We start from the raw sequence: 22,638 nt of genomic DNA, 5'->3' as shown, positions 1-22,638 counted from the left end.
TGCGGGCTTTTTTATTTAAACCTGTTTGATTTATGCGGCATTCAATTGGCGTATTTCCATCTCTTGAAGTTTCTTTAAAGCCTCGGCTTTGGAATTCACGTTGAGTTTTACATAAATATTCTGAATGTGAAAGTTTATCGCGCTGGGTGTTACGCAGAGTCTATCCGCAATCATTTTATAGGTATATCCTTGGGTTAGAAGTTCTATAATTTGATTTTCCTTTTTTGAAAACCTTTCGAACGTTTTAATTTGGAAAGAGTGGACGATTTTCCTGGCCACATCGTGTTCCAAAACTACGCCATGCTGATGCAGTTCCTGTATTGCATTAAAGAATCGGTTTTTGTTCAAGGGTTTGGTCAAAAAGCCATCAGCTCCCTTTTTAAAAGCCTCTTTTATAATTTCGAAATTACATTTCTGACTTATCATCAAGACTTTTGGACGCGTATTTTGGTTGTTGTAATATTGAATTCCATCAATCCCTGAGATTCCGGTCAAATTAATTTCGGATACAATGATATCTGGATTGGTTCTTCTTGAGTTGGATATAAACTTACTTACCGAAGTATGTATTTCTACCAATTCATATAATAACTCATCGCTAAAATAAAATTGATACAAGGGGTGTAGTTTTTCATCATTGTCAATGATGACGATTTTTAATGGGTCAGTTTTCATGGGTACTAGATTTGGATTATCTGATTTTGTCATTTTTGCCAAAATTTTAGCTCAATTCAAGGCAAAAGGTATCCTGTCGTCCATATCCTAATTGCGACATACATGTGAAATGCTTTGGAGTCTCAAAATGGTGTTTTGAAACAATGGTAAGCTTCACAGATATCCAATTCGGACATGCTGATAACAATCCTTTAAAGGATTAAATCAATAGTGGTTTAGAAAAGGTTTTTGAAGTGCTAGAAAGGAGCCCTTGTGTGGTTAGGGGGACTAGAGCTCGCACTGAGAATTGTAGCTTTTTTCATGAGTATAAGATTTGGGTTAATCTGTTATTTCAAAAATTAAATTAAGTATTTTTTTTCTTCGGAGGTGATTTTTGTAGTTTTTTTCGTTCAAATGCACTTTGCTATTTTATGGAAATACTTGTGGTAAATACTATAAATTAACTAGCCATACCCATATAACAAAACAGGATGCCCTTTTGGAGCATCCTATTCTTGATAAATTAGTCCGGATGAAATAACACAACCCGTTTCTATGATAAAGTTCAGTTCCCCCTGTTTAATTTATCATAGTTCAATAATGTTCAGTATTTGACAAAATCAGATAATCCTCAGGTAGTGGACCAATTTATTGCTTTTTTAATCTTCGAAAGAGGTACTGGTGTACTTGTGTGAAATTTCAGCATTTAATGCTGTATTAAGATTTTCATCACTGTAAGCCACAACGGTACCATCCATAGGTTGTCTTCCATAGGATATAGTTACTTGTTCAATGGTGTGGTTTAGACCTCTGTTGGATACTACATAGCTTTCTCTTTTTTCAGTATCAAGTTGTATGACATAGTCATCTCTACTACTGTTGATGTGGCTTCCTAAGTTTACAGAAGGAGTAAGTCTGTTGTGTGTCACTTGAGTGGCGTAAAGGTCCAAGCCTCCAAAACCATCACGTCCTTCAGAAGCAAAGAACAAAAGTGTCCTGTTGTATATAGTTGGATATAATTCGTCTTCTTTGGTATTAACCTTAGGGCCAAGGTTTTTGGATACACCTAAACTTCCGTCTGCGTTGATATCGGCAACATAGATATCATATTTTCCAAAACTTCCTCTCATATTGGATGCAAAGAAAAGGCGGGTACCGTCTTCTGAAACTGTAGGATGTTTGGCAGAAGCATATTTTGGACACACTTTTAGTTTGGTAACATTACCCCATTCACCGTTGATTTTTTCGGCACGATAAACTTCATGAACCAGTTCTTTTTTTGAAAACACACCATATAGCGGTTTTTGCTCACTGGATTTACTAAAATATGCGGTTTTACCATCCTGGGTTATCGACATTGAAGGTACGTAACCGTCAAGTGTGGACAAATGCCCTTGTGTGTTGGAGCCCTGAACAACTTCTCTACCGTTTTCAAATTTCATTGGGTTTTGGGCAGTAACTTGGGTCATGCAAACCAAGCCAATAACTAAAGTCAAAATGTGAGTTAGCAAACGTGTCATGATGTATAGATTTGGGGGTTAATACATCACAAATTTGAAGAAAGTTTTTTGAGAATTACCTATTAATTTCTCATAGTTTTTAAATTATATCGATTAAAATGTGTATTTCATCGAATAATTTTTATTTAATTAACATTTATGATTGCCCTTTATGTCAATTAACGACGTTTCTGTGCATTTTAACCTGCTTTTTAAGGGATTCAATTATGTGTCTTTGAAGAATTGGACACTAGTCGATTAATTTCTTCAAGCTCTGAACTGGTCAAATGACGCCATTTACCTATAGGAATATCCAAGTTTACGTTCATGATTCGTACGCGCTTCAATTTTCTAACCCTGTAGTCTAAATGTTCGCACATTCTTCTGATTTGACGGTTTAAGCCTTGGGTCAAAATAATCTTGAATTGATTCGCACCCAGTTGTTCCACCTCGCATTTTCTTGTTACGGTATCTAGAATAGGCACTCCATTTCGCATTTTCTTTAGAAAATCTGCGGTAATTGGCTTATTCACCGTAACTATATATTCCTTTTCATGATGATTTCTTGCCCTTAGAATCTTATTTACAATATCCCCGTCGTTGGTCATAAAAATCAGCCCTTCACTTGGCTTGTCCAAGCGCCCGATAGGAAAAATCCGTTTGGGATAGTTGATGAAATCAATGATATTGTCTTTTTCAACCTTAGTATCTGTAGTACAAACAATGCCCACGGGTTTGTTGAAAGCTAGGTACACAGGTTTGTCCTTGGGTTCAGAAATCAACTCACCGTCAACCCTAACTTCATCATTTGAAGTGACCTTGGTTCCCATTTCCGGGACTTTACCATTAATGGTAATCCTTCCTTGATCTATTAGTTTGTCCGCTGCCCTTCGAGAACAATAACCTACTTCACTAAGGTATTTGTTGATTCTGGTTTCCTTCATATTGGAAATATGACTACTGCATTTTTGGTTTTAAAGCAATAGGTAGCAAAAGTATAATTTTTTGATGCTTAATTTTCCAATTCTATGAAAGGATGAACTAAAATGTAAGGAACCCTTTTCAGTTTAGAAAGAATAGGGGTTGAGCTTAAAGTAGTTTTTGGATTAAAGTCTTTGTCTGGATTGGAATTTTTTCATAAACTTTTCGGCATTGGTGCCCGAAGCACCACGTCCATACAATTTTAACTCTATAAGATGATTTTCGGCATTTTCAAAATCGTTGAGTATGGAATAAGCCAAAACACAGTTCCAATAAATGCCCGAAGCCACTTTTTTGTTTATCAGGGCTTTCTTGTCCTTTAAATTCTTTTTGAGAAGGGCATCTTCCCAAATTTTTACCGCTTCACTGATTCTATCCAGATTGTTTTGATTGCTTCCATCACCAAAGTTGACTAGGGCACGACGCATTATTTCTATTGCTTGATCTAACTTTGGGTAGGCAACTTTCTTGCCTTTTGCTGAGTTGAATCGTAATTGTTCCGATTTTTCTTGGTACCCTAAAGCATCGTTTATAAAATCGGCACCATATGCCAAGGCTGATTTATAAGAGTTTTTTTCCAAATCTTGCAAAACGACTTGCTCATTACTCTTCCAATAACTCTTTAATTCTGCACTCGAATCCTTTTTTGGGGTCTCCATATTATGTGTAGTGTTATCAACTACTTCGTTTAAGTGTATTTTTCCATCTTTATCATAAACATTTACCGATACTGGATTTTTATACATGATATCATAAAAGAACACTGCATTTTCCTTATTTTTTTCAAACTTTCCTTCGTATTCGAATCCGTTTAGGAAAATTGCTGCGGTGAAATCTGGGTTATCCATTTTTTTTTCAAACCCATCAATGTGAATGTACTCATTGGCCATTACCGCTTCATCAAGCACTTCACCAGTGTATATTGGTTCAGGTAGCGTTGGTTTTATGGGTTTGCCGGAAATCAATTTTTCGGCAGCGGAATAATTTTCATAGCGCTCTATCTCTGCTTGATATTCGCTATGGATTCTTTCCAACTTCTCTACAAATGCTTTTTCTTGCTCTAAAATGGAAGCTAAGTTCTTTTGAACAACCTTTGGGGTGTAGGTCCATGATAGATCCAGTTTTAGTGTTGGGTATTGGATATAATTGAATTCTAATTTTTCACCGTTCATTCTTTGCGCATTTGTATGTATTGCGAATACAATTGTGAATGACAAGAGGATGTTTTTCATAATAATAGGTTTTAACTGAAATATCAATAAGAAATTTTGGGGATGACCTAAGGAAAAATCTTCAGCTTTGTTTTGGATTCAAAGTTAATTGGATAGCCTCCGTTTACGGAATGTCAATTGACAGGGCGGACATATGGGTTTATGGAATGGGGTTTTGAGCAAATACACCTGAAACAGCGAGTTGATGTATTCCATGTTAACCCTAGACCAAAGCTTGTTAAGCCTTAAACAAATTGATTGAGACCGTAGCTAGATCGGAGTTGGGATATTTCAGGGATTTGTCTTTATCGGACTTTAGGCCTACCTCCTTCATGATGGCCAAAAATTCATCTATTTCAATGATATATTGGTCGGAATACCCATGGGTGGCATCGTAGGCCGTAGCGGCCGTCTTTCCCATATTTTGGGCAATAAGTTCTGGTGGTACGGTATGCAGTTCAATGAGTAACAAACCAAACTTTTTAACATAGGGCAGCCACTTTTTAAAATGCTGCTTTAACGATTCGCAAACTAGATTGTTGTTAAGGCGTATCCCTTCAAACACATAGGCTCCGGTAGAAGAACTTATTCGATTTTTATTTGCTTGTTCGGGGGTTTCCCAAATACGGTTGTGATCTAAAAAGGTTCTTACATTGAGCAAATCCTCCAAAGCAATACCGTATTTGTCCTTAAGGTCAGAAGCCAATAGTTGGGGATTTCCGATATCACCCCAAATAATCTTTGCCCAAATCTCTGCTTGAATCAGATTTTCTTTGGAAGCTTTCAGAGCTGCTTCATTATAATCGGCCCCAATGAGCATTAAAGGGTGTTCATCTAAAATGGTCCCGCGATAGGTTCGGTCCGCTATTACTGTGTACACATGTTTCAGAAATGCCCCATTGCCGCAGCCCATATCCAAAATTCCCTTGGGTTGCTCGTTTATGGGTTTATTAAAAATTTCAATGAGAATGTCATCTATGACCTTAAAGTAGGATGCATGGGCACCTCCGCTTCCCCATACATTCATTTCGCGGTCCACATGTTTCTCCTCCTCACCGGGACCGGTATTTTTTAACAGCAAAGGGTTGCCAAAAATTATCTTGTCCAGATTCCGCAGGGTTGGAATGTATGAAACCGTTACCCCATAAGCACTTGCCCTTTTTGCAAAGAACAACCCATCTTCGGTAAACTTGTAGAAATCACCTTCTTTTTCAAACCAGTTGAGCTGTGCAAGTATATTGAGCAATCGCTCAAACCCGTTTGGATCTCTATGAAATTCTTCCGCCTTGAATCGGGTCTCCATAAAGTATTTATGAAACATTCCGGTCATGCCAAGTCGCACAAGGGTAGGACCGACCATTATACCTTCAATATGCGCAAGAATTTGATTTTGAAGTTTTTTTAGAACAATATCGTCTGAAAGTATGACCCCAAAATTCTCTTTATAACTTTCAAATGTCTTTTCCAATTTAAGGAAAGGCTCCATTTCAAATTTCCTGGGATGGAATTTTTCGGACATTCGTAACAGTTCAATTGCTTCTCGGTACATGTCAAAATGATTGAATGCAGCCTTGGACAAGTCATTTATCTCATATTTGATTCGATTCTTATCATTGTCAACGTGCTGTACCAGCCACCCTTGGGAACAGAGGGTTCTTAGGGCTACATTCAAATATCCGTTATTGGCATTGAGGTCCGAGGCCATGGTATCAATATCAACAGACTTATGGGTTAGGAGATAATCAGTTGCCTTGTTTTCCTTCAACACAAATGCTGCGGGTCCCACCACAATGCCATCCAAATGTTGAAATAATTTACTTCTCAACTTGGATTGTCTTTGTTTGGAGGTCATAGTATTTGTGGTTTCCTGATATCTCTAAATTTAACAAATTTGTTGGGATAGTTTGTTTTACTTTCACGCAATAGGGGTTTATTTTTTAAATCTCTCCATTGATTTTAAGATTCAACAAGAATGTCATAACTTTTGTTGGCACTAAAAAACCTGACATGTCAAAATACAATGTAGCCGTACTCGGACCAATACCTAGGGATCATATTACCACACATCATGGCGAAGAGATTGAAAAGTATGGCTGTGCGACCCATACTGCTATTGGATTAGCTCGCTTGCTCGGTAATCAGGGAACGGTACATTTGGTCTCACATGTTAGAAAAAAAGATGAGAGCCCCATTAAAGAATTACTTTCTGAATATTCCAATATCAATATATCCACAATAACCTCTGAGGCGGATCAGGGGGATGTGATAAGCTTAAAATTCATAGATCAGAACAATCGTTTGGAAAAACAAACGGGATTCATGAATCCCATCATTCCGGAGGATTTGAAAGAACTTTTACATTGCGATGTATTTGTTTGTGTACCCATCACGGATTATGAAGTTCCTTTGGAAACATTGAAGTTTATTAAAGAGAATAGCAAAGGTCTAATAATTTTTGACGCCCACGGACCAACAAATACCATTACCATCTCCGGAGAAAGAAAGATCCGGTTTTGGATTGATCGCGACCAATGGTTGCCTTATATCGATATTTTAAAAATGAATCTTGAGGAATCCAAATGCAGTTGGTTTCAAAAAGAATATGACCCACAAGATTTGGGTCATTTTGATGAAGAAGATACTTCACACCTAAAGCCTTTTGGGGAACATTGCATACATGAAGGACTAAAATCACTCATTGTGACATTGGATTCGAGCGGAAGCACAGTTTTTTATGATAAAGGAGGCAAAGTGCAGCAAGAAATGGTGAAATCAGTTAAGGTCGACCATGTAATTGATACTACAGGTTGTGGTGATTCCTTTGCTGGCGGTCTTGGATTTGGGTTATTGGGATATCCGAACGACTACATAAGGGCCGCCAAATATGCCAATGCCTTGGGAGCGTTAAGAACGCAAGGTAGAACCTTCGATGTATTTAAGGATAAGGAGGAAACCGAGAGGATACTTTTGGAGAACTATGGTAGCATTTAAACTACTTTAAAAGAACACCCGCCAACATAATTAATAACCAACTAAACCACATGAACATTGCATCACAACCTATAAGAGGTTGGCGGGTGTTCTTTATATTAGATGGTTTTTTTTGTAAAAGGATGCTTTTTAAGCAGTGTTTTATGAAAACTTTGGGATTTTAAAGGAAGTCAATAGTGTTGAACTAAACATCTTCAACAATAAAAATGGCATTTTTGTTTAAGTCGTAGAACCCAAATTCGTTGGTGCCCCAAGAGGTGTTCCATCGCATTTTTTCCGGTTTAACAGTGCCTCTTTTTACAAATTCATTCAAAATCGACGCTATATCTTCCACAAAAATCTTTATTACCGACCCACCAAGTAATGGGTCATCTTCCGTATCTGCATGCCATTGTAGATGCAGGCAAAGATTCTCCCTGCGCATAACCGCATACATTTGGTCTTTATGCAAAAGCTGAAACCCTAAATATGTTTCATACCATGCTACATCCCTATCAATATCTTGACTGGGCATTACAGGCGAAATTTCAAGCAATTTGGTTTTGGAAGCCATATTGGAAACTATTTAGAAAATGGTTGTTATTTTACTCAACGATCAAAATAGTAATAAAATAATTATTCGTTTTATGGATACCTCTCGGAACATAAATGGCATTCTGGTTTGCAATGAACTCTAAATCCCCAAAATAGGCTTGTCCATCCATTATCTGTGTGGTGGTTTCGTCTGAATGAAGGTGAAACAATCCGCTATTTTCCACGGTAGTTAAAAAATATCCTCCGTAACCATCGGGTTCAATGCCGTCAAAATCCTTTATAGCCGGGTTTGTATTTAAAATTTCAACCTCTCTTGAGTCTATTGGGGTAGAGCTCAAATTCAGCCCCCCAACAATCACCCTTTCATTGCTTGCAGACAACCCGTTTGCCCATTTGAATATTTCTGAATCCGTTTTCCATGGCTCTAAAGCATTATCTTTTAATCTGAATACGGCATGAACAAATGATGCGGAAACATAAACTTCCCCATGCTTGTTGGTAGCAACATCGTTTAATCCAGAATTGTTGATTGGCTCGGGGTATTTGGATATGATTTTGCCTGTCTTCGTATTTATGGCCAGCAACACGTTTACATCGGCAACATAAAGTATGGAATCCTTAACTGCCATTCCTGTAGGCCGGTTAAGGTTGGAAACCCACTTTAGTTCTTCAACTGTTCCATCTAAGCTAACTTTGGATATAAATCCATCAATACCAGGTTTATAATCCTTACCGTTGCTAGCATACAAAGTCTGGTTTAACTGGTCATAAACAATACTTTCAACATTTAAGAGGCCTTGATTTTTTGCTACATCCGTAGTTGAAGTGATACGCCAAACCTTCTTGGTTTCGGATGCTTTCCGTGGTGTTTCAGCAAGGTTCGTTTTGCCTTGTTGACGACAAGAAAAAACTAAAATAATCAGGCATAAAAAGGAAAAGATAAATTTCATGCTATAACTCATTCCAATACAAGATACGGCAATCTTATTGCAACTTTGCCATCAAAACCTGCTTTAACTCCTTAACAAGCTCAGGATTGTCATCAGCTAAGTTTTTGGTTTCTTTTTCTGAAGAAGTATGATCGTAAAGCTCTGTATACCCGTCATCGTGTAGCACCAATCGATGTGTATCGGTTCGAATGGTTTTAGCTGAAGGGGTGTAGGCCACCGCAGGATGTCCTATTGTATGTTGATTTTCCAAAATGCCCTTTAAAGAAACTCCTTGAACAAAATTTGGTGTATCAATTCCCGTTAAATCACATAAGGTTGGAAAGATGTCCAGCGTTTCCACAACACTTTTGGTACGGACTGCTTTCATATTGGTTCTGGGATCATGGATTATCAAGGGCGCTAACAACGATTCTTCAAATAAACTATGCTTTCCCCAAATAACATGTTCACCTAGGTGCCACCCATGATCTCCCCAAAGTACAACGATGGTGTTTTCGTCCATCCCAGTTCGTTTAAGTTCATCCAATATTTTTCCAATTTGCGCATCTGCATAGCTAACACAAGCGGCATAATGACGACGTACTTCGTCGGCAAATAGTGCATCTTGGTTGGGATCTTTGTCCCATCGGTTATATTTCATGAACTCGTTGGAACTATGCCATGTGGTTTTTCCTTCTGGTTTTTGTGGATTGGTAATGGGAGGGAAGTCAACCGTATCATAAAGGTCTAAATACCTTTTTGGAGCCCCGAAGGGGAGGTGGGGTTTGATCAAGCCAACAGCTAGAAAAAAGGGTTTTTCATTTTCCGTCGCAAGCAATTTTAGCTGTTGCAACGTTTCATTAGTGACTGCCCCATCGGGATAAATGCCATCTTCTCCAGCTTCGCTTTGAAATACGTTCATTTCACCCACAACTTTTCGCATTTCACCTTTCGCCAATCCATGCATGGCTCCTCGAGGATGTTTCCATTCGGCGATGGGCATTACATGTCGATCCCAAGCTTTTGGCATTTCCACAATAGAACTATCGTTCCAGTCAGGGCCACCTCTTCCGCCAGGATGATGGGAGACTTTACCAACAGATACAGTGGTATACCCATTGGTCCGAAACCATTCTGGCATGCTTGGACTAATTTGTATGGTGTCGCTTGCAATTTTTGCGGCTCTTCGAAAAAGTGCATTGTTTTGTGCAGGACCATATAGTCCTGTCAATAAGGTATAACGTGATGGTCCGCAGCTAGGAGCATTCACGTAATGCTTTAAAAAAGAAGTTCCCTGAGCAGCCAGTTTATCCATATTCGGAGTGATCATATGATTGGCACCAAAGCTTTTTATTTCTGGACGTAAGTCATCCACACAAATCAGAAGTATATTGGTTTTTTGTTGAAGTTGTGGTGCTTTACAGTTAATTATGGTTAGTGATACCAGCCCAATACTTCCCATAAATAATGCCCTCCGCCAAACAGATTGACAGGGTCCAAAATCTCCACTTTTCCCGTCGGTGAACAATAGTTCTAACAATTCCCTCATTCACGTATTCTTTTCTAGGTGTTAAGGTATTGAATTTTGAAATCTAACAGGAAACAGTATAAACCTTTATTGATTAAAAAGGATCAATTTTGATTTATTCAACTAAACAAAAGATGACATAAAATAAATCCAAGTACCGCTAAAATTATACCAGCTAAAAATATGTGGAATGATTTACGTAATAATTTGAATTTACGATCAATGGTTTTTCCCAAATGAAAAGTGTCCTTTGCTATAACTTTATAGAGTTCATCTCCTTGGTACATGAGATTGGTAAGTTTCTCTGTGTACTGATCTTCTTCCATAGCATTGAAATTACCATAAAACATTAAATTCCCTGTTTCCCTTCCACCGTGTTCAAGTTCGGGTCGAGTTGCAAAAACAGCGTAGGCAATTGAAACCAGGTTGGTTAGCAACATAATAATGGCTGGGTAAATCAAATGCGGGTCTTGGTCTAATTGATTCATTACGGTACCAAGAATAATAGACAAGATAAGCGCATTGATGGATATGAGAATATTGGACTTTCTATCAATCATTGCATTTAAAGTGTATTGATTTTTTGAAACCAACCGGAACAAAGTTTCTGCTCCCCGTTCAGAGCGGGGTTCAACTTTTGAGAGTTTCTTTTTAAGCACTTTGAGTTTATCCTTGTCAATACTAAGTTCCTGAGCGAGGTAGTTATCTTCCTCTTTTTCCATTTTTTTCGCTGTCATGATTTTAAATTTTAAAACGCAATCCTGTTTTTAAATACAAAGTATTGTCTTTATTTACCGATATAATACCATTGTTTTTACTGTCTCTAAGTTCTGCATTGGTGAAGAAGATGTTTCCAAAAGTGGAAAAAAGTTCCCAATGCCTACCAAAATGGTATTCATAACTAAGTCCACCTACTATAATTGACATATTGATTTTTTCTGCTACTTCATCACCGTTTATTAAAATCCCATCTTGAATGTTCGCCGTAAAGCCATCTAATTGGGCGAGCAGTTTGAATCTAGATTTTTCCGATAGGTGATATTGTAGGTTAGATTTAGGAATACCTAGATTGTACGACCAATTTGGTCGAAATTTTCGATAGTAACTTATAAATGGAATAGGGAAGGGGATACCTCTGTTTTCTGAATATGAAATTCCCATAATAAGACGATACGGCTTTGTAACGTTTGGGTCTTTTTTTTTGTCATTAATAAAAATGATATCGCCCGAAAAGACCACATCATCAAATGACATACTTTTGACAAGATTGGAGCTAAAACCAGGAGTAACTCTCACACCAAAACGCCAATCTTTGTTCATTTTAAAAGAATATCCGAGGTTGATGTCCAACAATTGAAAATCTTCAATAGCCTCTGTGTCAAAAGCATCTATAGATGAATCAAAAGAAATGTCAATATTGCTATAATCCAGTCCAACAATACAAAAACTATCTTCAGAAAGTTTTATTGGATAATTAAATAAGGCCCTAATTCTATCATAACCAACATTTGAATTTGCTTTTGGAATGTAGGTGTATTCCGTTTTGATTAAATCCGAAATTTGACCAAATGCTAATGAAGTGAAAAATATAAGAAACCAAATGGGAAGTTTTTTTACCATAGGTGAGTGTACGGTTGGCGTTGGATTTTGAAAAGTTATTCAATTAATACTAAAATGAGAAACCCAATGCGAAAACTATTCTGCCTCCATCGCTACTATTAAAGTAACCAATGTTTGTCGTAATTGCCTCAACACCACTTACCCACAGCGAACCTCCATAACTATTATGCCATTTTTTGGACATATCATCAGCTATCCACACCCTTCCATAATCAAAGCTTCCTGTAAGGCCAAACCTAATGGGTATAATGCTGGTGCGTAATCCACCTAAGGGCATGCGTAAGTCAATATTTTGATAGAACGATTGTTTGCCCGTAAACCGTTGATTTCTAAATCCTCTTAACCCATTGATACCACCAATCTCAGCGGCATGATAAAACTCAAAATCATCTCCCAAAATAAGTTCGGCACCTAGTTTTGTGGCAAACACCAAGGACCCACTTCTTGTTAGTTTATGATCAATGGCAATTTCTGGTTGTACATACCCAAAGCTATTCTCCGCGCTGGTGTTATCAATGTTGGTTTTATAACCGGCAGCCAACCTAACGTGCAATCCTAATGTTGGAAATGCTGGATTGTCCTTATTTTCAAATTCATAGGCAATCTCTGATCCACCATAGGTTTGCTTTTCAAAAACTGTACTATTGGTGGGGATGTTATTTGAGTCATTTATGAACCTATCTGCTGTGTTTTCTACTTCAAATGATTCTATAAGTGGTTTGAAATGAAAAGAACCTCCATTTTTGCCTCTATAAATCAATGAAATTGCAGTTTGCCATTTTCGTACCCGTACCCTATTAAAATCTAGGTCAACGGCATCGTTATCGTAGAGGGTTTCATTACCAAAACCAAAGAAATTAGTGGCAAAGTTGGGACTGGTGTAGATGCCTTCTACACCAAAGTTCCATTTATGGAAAATATTGGAAAACTCTCCTTTGTAGGATACATCATATCCCGATGTGGCTGTATAATAGGAAGCGCTAAAAACATGCTTTCGTGTAAAAGGATTTCGCTGCAATCCATGAAATGTATGATTGTAAAACAAGCCTACTTTGAGACCATCATCTGGATTGGCACCAATAATTGGAAGTAGCTGGTTAAAGTTAAAATTGGATTTTTTGTGATCATAGTTATTGATGTCGTAATCGTCAACCAACCACTTTTTAGAACTTTTGTTGGTAATGGTATTTTCTTTGCTTTTGTAATCATAAAGTTTCACCCTACGGGTATTCCTAAAATCATAAATATCGTTTTTCTTTCCGCCAATTATTTTTAGTTTGATTAGATGATCTCCATCTCCATCAACTGTAAAAGAATCTTTGCCATCTAGTCCGTAAATCCATATTTCTTTGGTGGTGTCATTTGAAAATGTCCGGTCTAATATGCCCAAATCTTTCCTATTGATTTTAATAGTAGTTTTACCATCGGGAAGCCGGGTTATTTTGAAATCATCAGCTTTTTGTGTTCCGGTAATTACTTCAAACTTATTTAAATATTGATAATAGGCCTTTGCGATTTTCAGCAGGTTTCCGCGTCTACCCTTAAGTTTGGTTTTTATATCAGTAATAGTACTTCCCTGAATCTCTAGAGGAACCGACTTAAATGCTTCTTCAATAATCTGATCTGTGAGTTCCATTTGAATGTGTTTGGCCTGCTTTTCCCATTCTGACCACTCTGAGCTATTAATGAGAGTAAGATCCAAATGATATGGAGAGGTGGCAAACCATTTTACGCTTCTTAATTCGTGGTCATATGTTTGCATTTTTCTGAGGCCAGGTATAGCTCTAGTAAGAAAAGCAATTAGGGTGCCGTCATATTTGGAGAAGGCCTGGTCACGATCTCTGGGAATTGGCCTGCAGATTTCGGTACCATCTTCTTTTTTAAACAAGGCCCAGCGCCATTGATCTTCATGCCTGTCCCAATCTCCTAAGAGCATATCAAAAAGTCGTGCTCTTATATAAGAAGGTTCATCAATTATAGCTTTACCCGATTTGTGGATTTCTTGTAATACATCAGCGGTGCTCAAAATTTCTTTGGGTTTTCCAAAACTTTCCAATGTAAGTTGAGAACTACCCACATGTTCTTCAATCATATATAATTCATCACCAAACTCGTCATTATATATCCCCAATCTTTTTTGTTTAGGGATGTAAAACAATTCAGGATTTGTATGCAGAACATCTATGGCTTCTGCCAATCCACCGATGGCAAATGGTGTATAGGGATGGGAAGTGGTATAGAAATCTGCTAAAAATTTATCTACCACACTACCATCAAGAGCACTACCGATGTAGGTATCCTGAAATGCATTTGCCTGTAAAAACTTAATGGTACTCTTTCTCAATGCACGCATAACAAATTGCTTTCCGGTCTTATCTTCTAACCGGAGTGATTTGGATTGTTGCCCTCCACCACGCTTTAAGGGAGTTAGGCCTCCCATTAAGGTATCCAACACGGCTACTTTGGCATTTACACCTCTACTGTAAAACTCCCTATAATGATTTCCCCATAAACTTTTGTAAAATCCACTTTTATTGGTCTCATCTTTTGAATAGATAGAAGCTGTCTTGGTGGATGAGAAACCATTGGAAGTGATTGGTATTGAAAAGGAATCCTGATCACCTCCCTTAAGTATGATTGTATTAAATTCCGGGCGAGCAGCTCCGTTTTCTGTGGAAAAAAAATGAACTGAAACTTTTCCTTCAGTATCAATATCCAATCGTGCATATCCGTTTTTTGAAGAAGAAAAGTCACCCTTTCCTGCTCGCTTAACATTTTTTGATGCCCCAGCTGCTCCACTTATAATTTGTGGGACCCTATTGTTTATGTATTGAAGATTTTTATCATGCCCGGATACAAAAATGATGTTTTCTGTTTGTCTTGCTACGGTTTTTAATCTTCTGCGTAATGCTCTGTACTGTTTATTTTGAAAATCTTGAATTGAAGGGCCGGCGGTATTGCCTATCAACCCTTGTTTGGTGTACGTATCAACAGGGTGGTGAATGGCGATTAGTTTTATTTTCCCTTGTGCTTTTTTTACCTGATTTTCAAATTCTAGAAAAAACGAGGTTCTGTTCTGAATTTCAGACTCTTCATTAATATATGTCTGATTGTCCCAATCTTCTAAAAACCATTGGGAATCAATTGTGATTAAAACAACGTTTTCGCTTAAATCATACTTTTTAATGGGTTCTCCATCATCTGGATGAAACTTGGCCTTGCTACTTTTTTGAATGTGTTTTTCTATTTTTCGAACACTTTGATAGCCGTTGTTATGCCATTCATGTTCTCCTGGTAAAAAAATAGCATCCTGGCCAAAATCCTTTATAATTTCAAGTTGTGGATCCAACGAATTTTTAGAATTTTCTTTTGAAGCTGCATTCCCCAAGATAAGTAGTATTGGGTTTTGAGTTGTCTTGGCGTCTTTTGATATTTGAGAGAGCACTTGTTTACCGGTTACATCCCACGTGTTTCCCGTTATAAAAATGGAATGTTCTATTTGCTGTGCCTTGACGGAAGAAAAGAGCAATAGTATGCAAGTTGCGCACCAAATTTTGAAGTTATTTTCAATTCTCTTAGCTGTTTTCATTGTTGTATTTTACTTTACAGGTGGCACATTCCACCCCATGCACCGCGCTTTTCAATTGTATGCCCTTTAAATGTGTTACTACAAAATCCTGAATAAATGCATGTTTGTCAGTTTTGTTATTCACTCCTATTTGAAGGTCTTTATATTTTTTCCTTATTTCATTTCCATACTCTTGATCTCCCCAACAATTGGGGCATACACCCCTAGGTACTTCATCAAATGCATCTGGCCTTTTATTAAATAGATTCCTGAATGATTTCATCAATTTTCCATCGGTATATGCAATTTGGATTTTCTCAACCCTTTTTTAGATACTCCATTATGCTTATCGATTTATTTGAGAATGGATATTTCTCTAGTGTTATAATCAATGCGATTGTCTTTCCGAAGGCCGCTCAATACATTATTTACCGTTTGTCTGGATGTATTGGTAAGATTGGCAATATCTTTATGTGAGAGAAGGTTTTTGGCTTCTATCCGATCTGTTTTATCCTCGCCAAATTCTTTTACATAGGAATAAATAAAATCCGAAATCCTAGTTTTACTATCCTTATATATAAGATCTTCTAGCCTACGCTCTAATTTCTTAATTCGTAATCCATATACTTTAAAGACACCATTTTTTAAAGACTTGTGTTTCTCCATCAGTGCTTCCATCATATCAGATTCGATGTAACAAATGATAGAATCTTCAAGGGTTATTGCTTGTTCCTCAATTGCCGCTTGCTCATCATATAGTGAAAGCTCACCGAAAATGTTCCCCTTTTTTACTATGTACTTTGCAGTGTTCCGAGAGGAATTAAGAATTTTAACGGAACCCTTCTTTAAAAAGAATATACTCTTCTTATCTCGATTTCCGATTTCTATTATTTTACCCTTGTCAATATGTTCCATTTCCAAAAGCTCACACATCTTCATCATTGTGGGCATTCCAAGTTTTCTAAAGAGGCTAAAACCTTCAAGAAACCAATATTTAGTCAGTGTTTTCAAAATCTTGCACAAATGGTTGTAAAATCTAATATAGACAATACTTTAACATTTGCATTGGACAAATTTCTTCTGAACTTACTTAATCTGACATATTGATTAAGAAATTCCAGTTTTGGTCACGGAATCTGCTTTTAAAAGCTGTTCAAGATTAAAACATCCTCCCAAGTGTCGTATGAAGTACAAATACAAATAATAATTGTTGCTTTCCCTGAGGGTTATAAATAGTTTAGACCTGAATTAAGGATAGACAATGAGTCGCAACTGTATTAAAACGAATCTACCCTACATAAACATAAAACAGTTACTGATTTTATTGCTCTACCTCTCCTTTTTGGATACTTCTGCTCAATCTTGGAGCCTTGGTGGTGGGGCAGTGTATGGTGATGATATAGAGAACATTGGCATACATTTTAGGGGCTATTACAATTTACCAAATAATAAAGTCTGTTTTGGTCCTGAATACTCAAATTTTTTTGAAAAATCAGAAACTGAAAACGGTGAAGAAACTAACAAAAGTTTAAACGAAATCAATTTCAATATCCATTACATAATCGAGATTTCAGAACACTGGGGGCTTTATCCCCTGACAGGAGCCAATCTAAGTTTTGAAAAAGAGGAAATTGAAATTGATTTAATAAAGCAATCAGAGGACACTTCAAAATTTGGTGTCAATCTAGGTTTTGGAATTCATCGTCAAGTAGGAAACATGGTATTATTTGCGGAATATGATCACCTATTTGGTAATCTGTCGCAGAATTCCTTTTTGCTTGGTGTATTTGTAATCTTTGGAGAAGGGATTGATTCTAGCCATAGAGAAACAACATATTGAAAAGAAATGATAGCACCCGTTATTCCCGAAAATGAGGAAGAAAGACTTGCGGATTTAATTTCGCTTAATCTGTCAGCATCGGCCAGAAAAGAGCAGTTTGATGGCGTGATAATGATACTATCCAAATGTATAGACGTTCCCATAGCATACATATCATCCATTGAAAGCGAAAAACAAAATATTCACTCTTCTTGTGGATTAAACTTCCATACTTCCGACAGAGCAACTTCTTTTTGTGGACATACCATTTTACAGGATGAGATATTGATTATCGAAGATGCACTTAAAGACGAACGATTTTATGACAACCCTATGGTTGTCAATGAACCCAACATCCGTTTTTACGCAGGCCATCCATTATCTAGTATTACGGGCAATAATATTGGTTCTCTTTGTATAGCAGATAGGGTGCCCAGAAAACTAAAGGATTCAGAGCTATCAGTTTTTAAAATGATGGGGAAGTTACTGAATGAAAGAATTCGGATGAACAAACTAGTTGATCTTCAGAAACAAATACAAGAATCCAAAATTCATTTGGAAGAATTGAACAGTGAATTAATGGAGTCCAATCAATTTTACAAACACCTTTTTGGACAATATATGAGCGAATCACTGTTGGAAAAAGTGATGCAAAATAAAAAGGAAACCCAGTTGGGAGGCGAAGAAAGGGATGTAACCGTTCTAGTGAGTGATATTAGGGGATTTTCGCCAATTTCAGCAAAGTATAGCGCAAAAATAGTGATTGAAGTACTGAATATTTATTTTGAAGAAATGATAGATATAATACATCAATATGAAGGATACATCAACGAAATTCTTGGTGACGGAATTCTTGTGATTTTTGGCGCACCGAATAGTATTGACAATTCAGCACTCAATGCAATTCAATGTGCCAGGGATATGCAAAAAGGGATGAAAAGCGTAAATGCCAAATTAAGAATTCGTGGACTTCCTGCCCTACAAATGGGCATTGGGATTAACAGTGGTAATCTTATCGTTGGGAATATAGGCTCTAAACGAAGGATGAAGTATGGTGTAGTGGGCGAAAATATTAATATCGCCTCAAGAATAGAAGCCCTGACAATTCCTAATCAAATATTAATCTCAGAGGCACTTTATGAAAAAATATCGAACTACATTGACCCTATCGGAAGTATTCGAACCAAAATCAAAGGGTTTAATAAATCCATTAAAATATATGATGTGTCGGAATTACCTGGTTAGCAACAATTCCATTGGTAAAACCAGACAATACAAAATAAAAAAACCTGACTTAATAGCCAGGGTTACTTTTGCTGCAGAGAGGGATGGAAGAGAACTATTTATTCAAATCATACTTGAGATTATTTAGGGATTTAGTTTTGATTATGAATCAATAAGTAAATACCCAAACGCCAGGCATCTAATTAACCATATCTTTTTTTCGTTGGTTGCCAGGTTTGGAAACTGCCTTTTTCCAGAATATTGGATTTTTTATAACATACCCCGATTTGACTTTCTCCTATTTTTTAGAACCAGCAAGGTGATAATATAGACCATTACTATTGAAAATGGAATAACAACAAACCGGTGCTCAGGAAACATATACCATAAAACCACAACAAGAATGGTGCGAAGCAACGCATGTACAATTCCTATCCAATGTTTTATAATCCAGGAAAATGGCAACCACATGGTCCCTGTTAGAATACCTACTGTCAGAGGTAACGAAGTATAGTCCACTAAAAAAAATGGAATTGCAATGGCGTAGACCAAAACGGCTTGACCTACCGTGAACATAAACAGCGCGTCGAATTCGTTTTTTGGTTTGGATTTGTCCAGGAAGTCCTCTCCCGTAAATTTTGAAAGTAGCAGCGCCAGGTATACAATACAACCGGTTGCTATGAATAGTACCCAAACGGTTATTTTGTCAGGAAAAAACAGTCCAGAAAATCCAACCAAAATCCAAGCTATCAATCCTGCTAATGGAGTGGCAAGAAATTTTCGACCAGTAAATTCTTCACGTTGTTGTTCTAAAGTAGTTTTCATTGTTCTTTAAATAATTTCAAATGTTTTATTGACTGACGGCAAAAATAAAACACTTATCTAAAGTGTATTTTCATACCTTCATGTGAAGCAATAAAACCTAGTTTTTTATAAAAGTTTAATGCTTGGGGTCTTTTTTTATCGGTTGTTAGTTGTAAAACGTGTGCATTTCTTTCTTTCGCTCTTTCAATGGCCCATTGAAACATTGTAATGCCCAAACCTGTTCCTCTTTGATCTTTGTGGATTCTTACCGCTTCAATTTGGGCCCGAATGCCTCCCTGATAGGTAAGATATTGTATAAAGGTGAGTTGAAATGTTCCCAGAACAAGGCCGTTTTCATCTTCAACCACCATTAGTTCCTGATTGTTGTCACCATTTATATTTTCAAACGCCTCATAATATTCTTTTGGAAGGGGATTTTGAAAATTTTCCCTAAACCTTCCCAGTTCGTCATCGGCAATCATTTGAACAATTGCCGTAACATCACCTTTTGTAGCCTTTCTAAATTTCATTTAAGAATTTTTATGTTTTCTGAGAAGGCTCAACCTATCAACCAATAAGGTAAATAACAATAATATAAAGGCGATGCCAAATCCCAAAACACCAATATTGATTCCTAAAAGTGTTTTTTCACTTCCATCCAAGTATTTCATAGAACCACCATATAGGTCCTGCAACATATAAGCAAGTAAAAAGCCGCCTGTTATCAACAAGCTTAAAATTGCACTGATTTTGGTTTCCTTTTTGATCCAGACAAGCCATAAACACAATATTCCAATACCTGAGTTGGTAATTAATTGCCAGACTTCATGAATTTTGACATGTGGAGTCCAATCTGGATTAAAAACATGGGTTGGGTTGATTTCCAAAATGGGAACCGCCACTGCGTAGAGAATAATGCTGAATGTTATAATGCTTTTTTTCATTGCTTTAGTTGTTTTGGTTTCACTTTACAATTTCTCCATTTGACCTAAACCCATTTAATATAATACATTGACATAATCAGATATATTAATAATGACATCAATAAGTGAGGGCTTAACCCATGGGTGAGTAATCTAAAATAACATAATTTGAACTGTGTTGTTTGATCTAGACCATGGACCTGTTACAATATGTCGCTTTCTCAAAATCTCTAATATTGATGGAAATAATGGGTGTTTCTGGGAACATTAGTTTTAGTTCTGTAACAATTTGCTTTGATAGCTTGTATTTTTGACCGCTATTTCTCCCTTCCATGATATTGGCAAATACATGAATGAAATCATTAATTGTATTTCCATTATTGTAATATTTATAAGGGTTGAGTCTTACTTTTATGTCTCCATCGTCAAAAAGATTTGTGGATTCCGCGGCCTCATAAACTATTTGCATAATCTCTTTTGGAGATTTTAGGGCCATGATGTTTTCCGAACAGTCAATGATAAAATGCGGCATTTTATATCTAATTTAAATTGTTATTGCTTTACAACGGACTTCCAAACACCTGTAGCCGCAGTTTCTTTTACATAATCTGAAAAATCTATAGGCTTTCTGTTTAGCACCTTTTCGATATCATTGCTTATTTCAGAAGTGCTTGGGTTGCCCAATACTTCAGAGAATAAATAATCTATCAACCAAACATAGTCAGCTGGAACCCCCTCTCTTTTAAGAATTTCAGTGTATGCCGGTAGAGCGATGGGGGTAAATGCAATGTTCCTGCCGGTAACCTCGGCTATTTCATTGACCACCTCTTTGAAGGTAAGTGCTCGCGGACCTGTTAATTGATAAATTTTTCCATTGTGCTCCTCATTAAGCAATGTTTCCACAGCAACATCTGAGATATCATCAGTGTCCACAAAGGGTACTTTGACTTCGGCCTGTGGTAGTGCCACAAAACCATTGACAATAGGCTCCAGCAAGAAACTTTCACTAAAATTTTGATTGAACCAATTCGCCCTGATTATGGTATAATCCATTCCTGAGTGAATGACCACCTGTTCACACAATTCAGCTTCTCTTTCACCTTTCCCTGATAGCAACACCAGTTTTTTGACACCACTTCTTTTGGCAATTTTTGTAAGCCCCTCTATTGCCTGTAATGCCCCGGGCACTGCCAGGTCGGGTTGAAATGTAATATACACTTTATCCATTCCGTGTAAAGCTGCCTTCCAAGTTTCTTGACGGTCCCAGTCAAAAGGAATGGTAGCATTCCTAGATCCTATACGAACGTTTTGGCTACGATCTTGAAGCCTCTTGACTACTTTACTTCCTGTTTTACCTGTACCACCTATAATTAAAAAGTTCTCTTTTTTCATTTGTTGATTCTTACTGTTAATATTAAATATGATTTATATAAGTTTTTATGGTTTTGATATGATGCCTATCAATAGCACAAGCAAAATGAATGACGATAAAGAACAAATTGTTCGTATCATGTGAAGTCGATTCCATTTTCCTTCAAATTGCTCGCGAAAAGTTTGTAGGTCAATTGTATCTGCTGTCGATAAGTCAATTTTATCCAACATTTCATTCAAGGGAACATTGCCAAATACCGTCACAACTACAACTCCAAGTGTGTATAATGTTGCAGCTATAATTAAGATGACCAATGTTGTGCTAGAATGACCTCTATGGAGAAATACATTAAGTAGATGTGTAAAAAATGGTCCCAAAAAGACCAGCAAAAATGTTGGGTTGATAATCGCTCTGTTCATTTGTTGGAACGACCGCAAAAAACCTTGGTCATCAAGAAGACCAATACCTGGTGTTATGGCATTTGTCCATGTAAAACATAGACCAGCGGTAAGTCCGGTTAAAATGGTGGTGATCAGCATTACGATTGTTTCCAAATTCCAGTCCATTATTGTTTTTTAGTATGTTTAGAGAATACCTTGATGTACCAATAAAGCACCGCAACTACAATAAATTCAAAAGCGATAACCCAAAATCCTGCTGAGGTAAAAAAACTGAAGTGACTACCTCCATTTGGTAGTACAAATGCCGGAACGGTTATAATCGCATCCAGAGCCGCACTGGTTAAAAGCATGATTTGGCCAACCTTGAACCCATGAGTGGTTTTGTCCTTTTTATAATAGTAGTGGCACCCCAACCATACTAACGGCATAACCGCAATAAATAGAACAATGTTTGCTTGTTTTTCAAGATCTTCCATGAATGGTATTCCGAAAGAAATCAGGTAAAAAAATACGCCTAGTACCCAAATGAGAATTCCAATTAAAATTGCCTGACCGATTTTCACATCTTCTTTTTTAGATT

The 22,638-nt window shown here is 37.1% G+C and carries 23 protein-coding genes; 3 read left to right on the top strand and 20 right to left on the bottom strand.

All coding sequences use genetic code 11. The features are described 5' to 3' along the window. Positions 1 to 30 precede the first annotated feature (30 nt). The 5 genes from IAG46_RS03555 to IAG46_RS03535 all read right to left on the bottom strand — a co-directional run bounded on the left by IAG46_RS03555 (position 31) and on the right by IAG46_RS03535 (position 6,197). Complete coding sequence (locus IAG46_RS03555) at positions 31 to 708, bottom strand: response regulator (protein ID WP_223826568.1); 678 nt, start codon at positions 706 to 708, stop codon at positions 31 to 33. A 605-nt stretch (positions 709 to 1,313) separates the two neighbouring features. Continuing rightward, a complete protein-coding gene (locus IAG46_RS03550) occupies positions 1,314 to 2,174 on the bottom strand; it encodes a PD40 domain-containing protein (protein ID WP_190808940.1) in 861 nt (286 codons plus the stop codon). A gap of 200 nt (positions 2,175 to 2,374) precedes the next feature. Further along, a complete protein-coding gene (rluF, locus tag IAG46_RS03545; protein WP_190808939.1) occupies positions 2,375 to 3,097 on the bottom strand; it encodes a 23S rRNA pseudouridine(2604) synthase RluF in 723 nt (240 codons plus the stop codon). 162 nt (positions 3,098 to 3,259) lie between these two features. Beyond that, positions 3,260 to 4,366: a hypothetical protein gene (locus tag IAG46_RS03540; RefSeq protein ID WP_190808938.1), complete on the bottom strand. Its 1,107-nt coding sequence runs from the start codon at positions 4,364 to 4,366 to the stop codon at positions 3,260 to 3,262. 217 nt (positions 4,367 to 4,583) lie between these two features. Further along, positions 4,584 to 6,197, bottom strand: coding sequence for a class I SAM-dependent methyltransferase (locus tag IAG46_RS03535; protein ID WP_190808937.1), 1,614 nt, complete (start codon positions 6,195 to 6,197; stop codon positions 4,584 to 4,586). Between the two features lie 155 nt (positions 6,198 to 6,352). Here IAG46_RS03535 and IAG46_RS03530 point away from each other — a divergent pair, with 155 nt between their 5' ends. Next, entirely contained in the window at positions 6,353 to 7,336 is a 984-nt protein-coding gene (locus IAG46_RS03530) for a carbohydrate kinase family protein (RefSeq protein WP_190808936.1), read from the top strand. A gap of 184 nt (positions 7,337 to 7,520) precedes the next feature. On the opposite strand, the gene IAG46_RS03525 is transcribed toward IAG46_RS03530, so the two are convergent. The 8 genes from IAG46_RS03525 to IAG46_RS03490 form a co-directional block, all read right to left on the bottom strand. Further along, positions 7,521 to 7,889: a VOC family protein gene (locus tag IAG46_RS03525; protein ID WP_190808935.1), complete on the bottom strand. Its 369-nt coding sequence runs from the start codon at positions 7,887 to 7,889 to the stop codon at positions 7,521 to 7,523. A 31-nt stretch (positions 7,890 to 7,920) separates the two neighbouring features. Next, complete coding sequence (locus IAG46_RS03520) at positions 7,921 to 8,820, bottom strand: hypothetical protein (RefSeq protein ID WP_190808934.1); 900 nt, start codon at positions 8,818 to 8,820, stop codon at positions 7,921 to 7,923. 34 nt (positions 8,821 to 8,854) lie between these two features. Continuing rightward, positions 8,855 to 10,348, bottom strand: a complete 1,494-nt coding sequence (locus IAG46_RS03515) for a sulfatase (protein ID WP_223826567.1) — start codon at positions 10,346 to 10,348, stop codon at positions 8,855 to 8,857. Positions 10,349 to 10,446: 98 nt separating this feature from the next. Continuing rightward, positions 10,447 to 11,064, bottom strand: a complete 618-nt coding sequence (locus tag IAG46_RS03510) for a Pycsar system effector family protein (protein WP_190808933.1) — start codon at positions 11,062 to 11,064, stop codon at positions 10,447 to 10,449. 4 nt (positions 11,065 to 11,068) lie between these two features. Next, positions 11,069 to 11,947 carry a DUF6268 family outer membrane beta-barrel protein gene (locus IAG46_RS03505; protein ID WP_190808932.1) on the bottom strand — a complete coding sequence of 293 codons (879 nt, stop codon included), beginning with the start codon at positions 11,945 to 11,947 and terminating at the stop codon, positions 11,069 to 11,071. Between the two features lie 49 nt (positions 11,948 to 11,996). Further along, on the bottom strand, positions 11,997 to 15,536 hold the full coding sequence (locus tag IAG46_RS03500; protein ID WP_190808931.1) for a metallophosphatase: 3,540 nt from the start codon (positions 15,534 to 15,536) through the stop codon (positions 11,997 to 11,999). After that, positions 15,523 to 15,798 carry a hypothetical protein gene (locus IAG46_RS03495; RefSeq protein WP_190808930.1) on the bottom strand — a complete coding sequence of 92 codons (276 nt, stop codon included), beginning with the start codon at positions 15,796 to 15,798 and terminating at the stop codon, positions 15,523 to 15,525. Before IAG46_RS03495 ends, IAG46_RS03500 begins: the two co-directional genes overlap by 14 nt. Positions 15,799 to 15,869: 71 nt before the next feature. Further along, the gene (locus IAG46_RS03490; RefSeq protein WP_190808929.1) at positions 15,870 to 16,526 is read right to left on the bottom strand and encodes a Crp/Fnr family transcriptional regulator; all 657 of its coding nucleotides are present in this window, start codon (positions 16,524 to 16,526) and stop codon (positions 15,870 to 15,872) included. Between the two features lie 250 nt (positions 16,527 to 16,776). Between IAG46_RS03490 and IAG46_RS03485 the strand changes: the two genes are divergently transcribed. Beyond that, a complete protein-coding gene (locus IAG46_RS03485; protein ID WP_190808928.1) occupies positions 16,777 to 17,355 on the top strand; it encodes an outer membrane beta-barrel protein in 579 nt (192 codons plus the stop codon). Between the two features lie 6 nt (positions 17,356 to 17,361). Continuing rightward, positions 17,362 to 18,579 carry an adenylate/guanylate cyclase domain-containing protein gene (locus IAG46_RS03480; RefSeq protein WP_190808927.1) on the top strand — a complete coding sequence of 406 codons (1,218 nt, stop codon included), beginning with the start codon at positions 17,362 to 17,364 and terminating at the stop codon, positions 18,577 to 18,579. Positions 18,580 to 18,828: 249 nt separating this feature from the next. Here IAG46_RS03480 and IAG46_RS03475 read toward each other — a convergent pair whose 3' ends face one another. The 7 genes from IAG46_RS03475 to IAG46_RS03445 form a co-directional block, all read right to left on the bottom strand. Further along, entirely contained in the window at positions 18,829 to 19,383 is a 555-nt protein-coding gene (locus IAG46_RS03475) for a hypothetical protein (protein ID WP_190808926.1), read from the bottom strand. Positions 19,384 to 19,436: 53 nt separating this feature from the next. Continuing rightward, positions 19,437 to 19,892: a GNAT family N-acetyltransferase gene (locus tag IAG46_RS03470; protein WP_190808925.1), complete on the bottom strand. Its 456-nt coding sequence runs from the start codon at positions 19,890 to 19,892 to the stop codon at positions 19,437 to 19,439. Next, positions 19,893 to 20,306: a hypothetical protein gene (locus tag IAG46_RS03465; RefSeq protein WP_190808924.1), complete on the bottom strand. Its 414-nt coding sequence runs from the start codon at positions 20,304 to 20,306 to the stop codon at positions 19,893 to 19,895. 166 nt (positions 20,307 to 20,472) lie between these two features. Beyond that, positions 20,473 to 20,817, bottom strand: coding sequence for a 5-carboxymethyl-2-hydroxymuconate Delta-isomerase (locus IAG46_RS03460; RefSeq protein ID WP_190808923.1), 345 nt, complete (start codon positions 20,815 to 20,817; stop codon positions 20,473 to 20,475). Between the two features lie 20 nt (positions 20,818 to 20,837). Further along, positions 20,838 to 21,677, bottom strand: a complete 840-nt coding sequence (locus IAG46_RS03455; protein WP_190808922.1) for an NAD(P)H-binding protein — start codon at positions 21,675 to 21,677, stop codon at positions 20,838 to 20,840. Between the two features lie 45 nt (positions 21,678 to 21,722). Next, positions 21,723 to 22,223, bottom strand: coding sequence for a DUF1772 domain-containing protein (locus IAG46_RS03450; RefSeq protein WP_190808921.1), 501 nt, complete (start codon positions 22,221 to 22,223; stop codon positions 21,723 to 21,725). Beyond that, positions 22,223 to 22,621, bottom strand: a complete 399-nt coding sequence (locus IAG46_RS03445; RefSeq protein ID WP_190808920.1) for a DUF5367 family protein — start codon at positions 22,619 to 22,621, stop codon at positions 22,223 to 22,225. The genes IAG46_RS03450 and IAG46_RS03445 overlap by 1 nt, the downstream gene beginning before the upstream one ends. Positions 22,622 to 22,638 lie beyond the last annotated feature (17 nt).

Source organism: Flagellimonas sp. S3867, assembly GCF_014698935.1.
Taxonomy (GTDB): domain Bacteria; phylum Bacteroidota; class Bacteroidia; order Flavobacteriales; family Flavobacteriaceae; genus Flagellimonas.
Note: the sequence above shows the minus strand (reverse complement) of the source record. Positions and strands in the feature narration are given on the sequence as shown.

What these genes read in the sequence shown, in the direction of transcription:
- IAG46_RS03555 (WP_223826568.1), bottom strand. Translation starts at nt 708, where the DNA reads ATGACAAAATCAGATAATCCAAATCTAGTACCCATGAAAACTGACCCA.
- IAG46_RS03550 (WP_190808940.1), bottom strand. Translation starts at nt 2,174, where the DNA reads ATGACACGTTTGCTAACTCACATTTTGACTTTAGTTATTGGCTTGGTT.
- rluF (WP_190808939.1), bottom strand. Translation starts at nt 3,097, where the DNA reads ATGAAGGAAACCAGAATCAACAAATACCTTAGTGAAGTAGGTTATTGT.
- IAG46_RS03540 (WP_190808938.1), bottom strand. Translation starts at nt 4,366, where the DNA reads ATGAAAAACATCCTCTTGTCATTCACAATTGTATTCGCAATACATACA.
- IAG46_RS03535 (WP_190808937.1), bottom strand. Translation starts at nt 6,197, where the DNA reads ATGACCTCCAAACAAAGACAATCCAAGTTGAGAAGTAAATTATTTCAA.
- IAG46_RS03530 (WP_190808936.1), top strand. Translation starts at nt 6,353, where the DNA reads ATGTCAAAATACAATGTAGCCGTACTCGGACCAATACCTAGGGATCAT.
- IAG46_RS03525 (WP_190808935.1), bottom strand. Translation starts at nt 7,889, where the DNA reads ATGGCTTCCAAAACCAAATTGCTTGAAATTTCGCCTGTAATGCCCAGT.
- IAG46_RS03520 (WP_190808934.1), bottom strand. Translation starts at nt 8,820, where the DNA reads ATGAAATTTATCTTTTCCTTTTTATGCCTGATTATTTTAGTTTTTTCT.
- IAG46_RS03515 (WP_223826567.1), bottom strand. Translation starts at nt 10,348, where the DNA reads ATGAGGGAATTGTTAGAACTATTGTTCACCGACGGGAAAAGTGGAGAT.
- IAG46_RS03510 (WP_190808933.1), bottom strand. Translation starts at nt 11,064, where the DNA reads ATGACAGCGAAAAAAATGGAAAAAGAGGAAGATAACTACCTCGCTCAG.
- IAG46_RS03505 (WP_190808932.1), bottom strand. Translation starts at nt 11,947, where the DNA reads ATGGTAAAAAAACTTCCCATTTGGTTTCTTATATTTTTCACTTCATTA.
- IAG46_RS03500 (WP_190808931.1), bottom strand. Translation starts at nt 15,536, where the DNA reads ATGAAAACAGCTAAGAGAATTGAAAATAACTTCAAAATTTGGTGCGCA.
- IAG46_RS03495 (WP_190808930.1), bottom strand. Translation starts at nt 15,798, where the DNA reads ATGAAATCATTCAGGAATCTATTTAATAAAAGGCCAGATGCATTTGAT.
- IAG46_RS03485 (WP_190808928.1), top strand. Translation starts at nt 16,777, where the DNA reads ATGAGTCGCAACTGTATTAAAACGAATCTACCCTACATAAACATAAAA.
- IAG46_RS03480 (WP_190808927.1), top strand. Translation starts at nt 17,362, where the DNA reads ATGATAGCACCCGTTATTCCCGAAAATGAGGAAGAAAGACTTGCGGAT.
- IAG46_RS03475 (WP_190808926.1), bottom strand. Translation starts at nt 19,383, where the DNA reads ATGAAAACTACTTTAGAACAACAACGTGAAGAATTTACTGGTCGAAAA.
- IAG46_RS03470 (WP_190808925.1), bottom strand. Translation starts at nt 19,892, where the DNA reads ATGAAATTTAGAAAGGCTACAAAAGGTGATGTTACGGCAATTGTTCAA.
- IAG46_RS03465 (WP_190808924.1), bottom strand. Translation starts at nt 20,306, where the DNA reads ATGAAAAAAAGCATTATAACATTCAGCATTATTCTCTACGCAGTGGCG.
- IAG46_RS03460 (WP_190808923.1), bottom strand. Translation starts at nt 20,817, where the DNA reads ATGCCGCATTTTATCATTGACTGTTCGGAAAACATCATGGCCCTAAAA.
- IAG46_RS03455 (WP_190808922.1), bottom strand. Translation starts at nt 21,677, where the DNA reads ATGAAAAAAGAGAACTTTTTAATTATAGGTGGTACAGGTAAAACAGGA.
- IAG46_RS03450 (WP_190808921.1), bottom strand. Translation starts at nt 22,223, where the DNA reads ATGGACTGGAATTTGGAAACAATCGTAATGCTGATCACCACCATTTTA.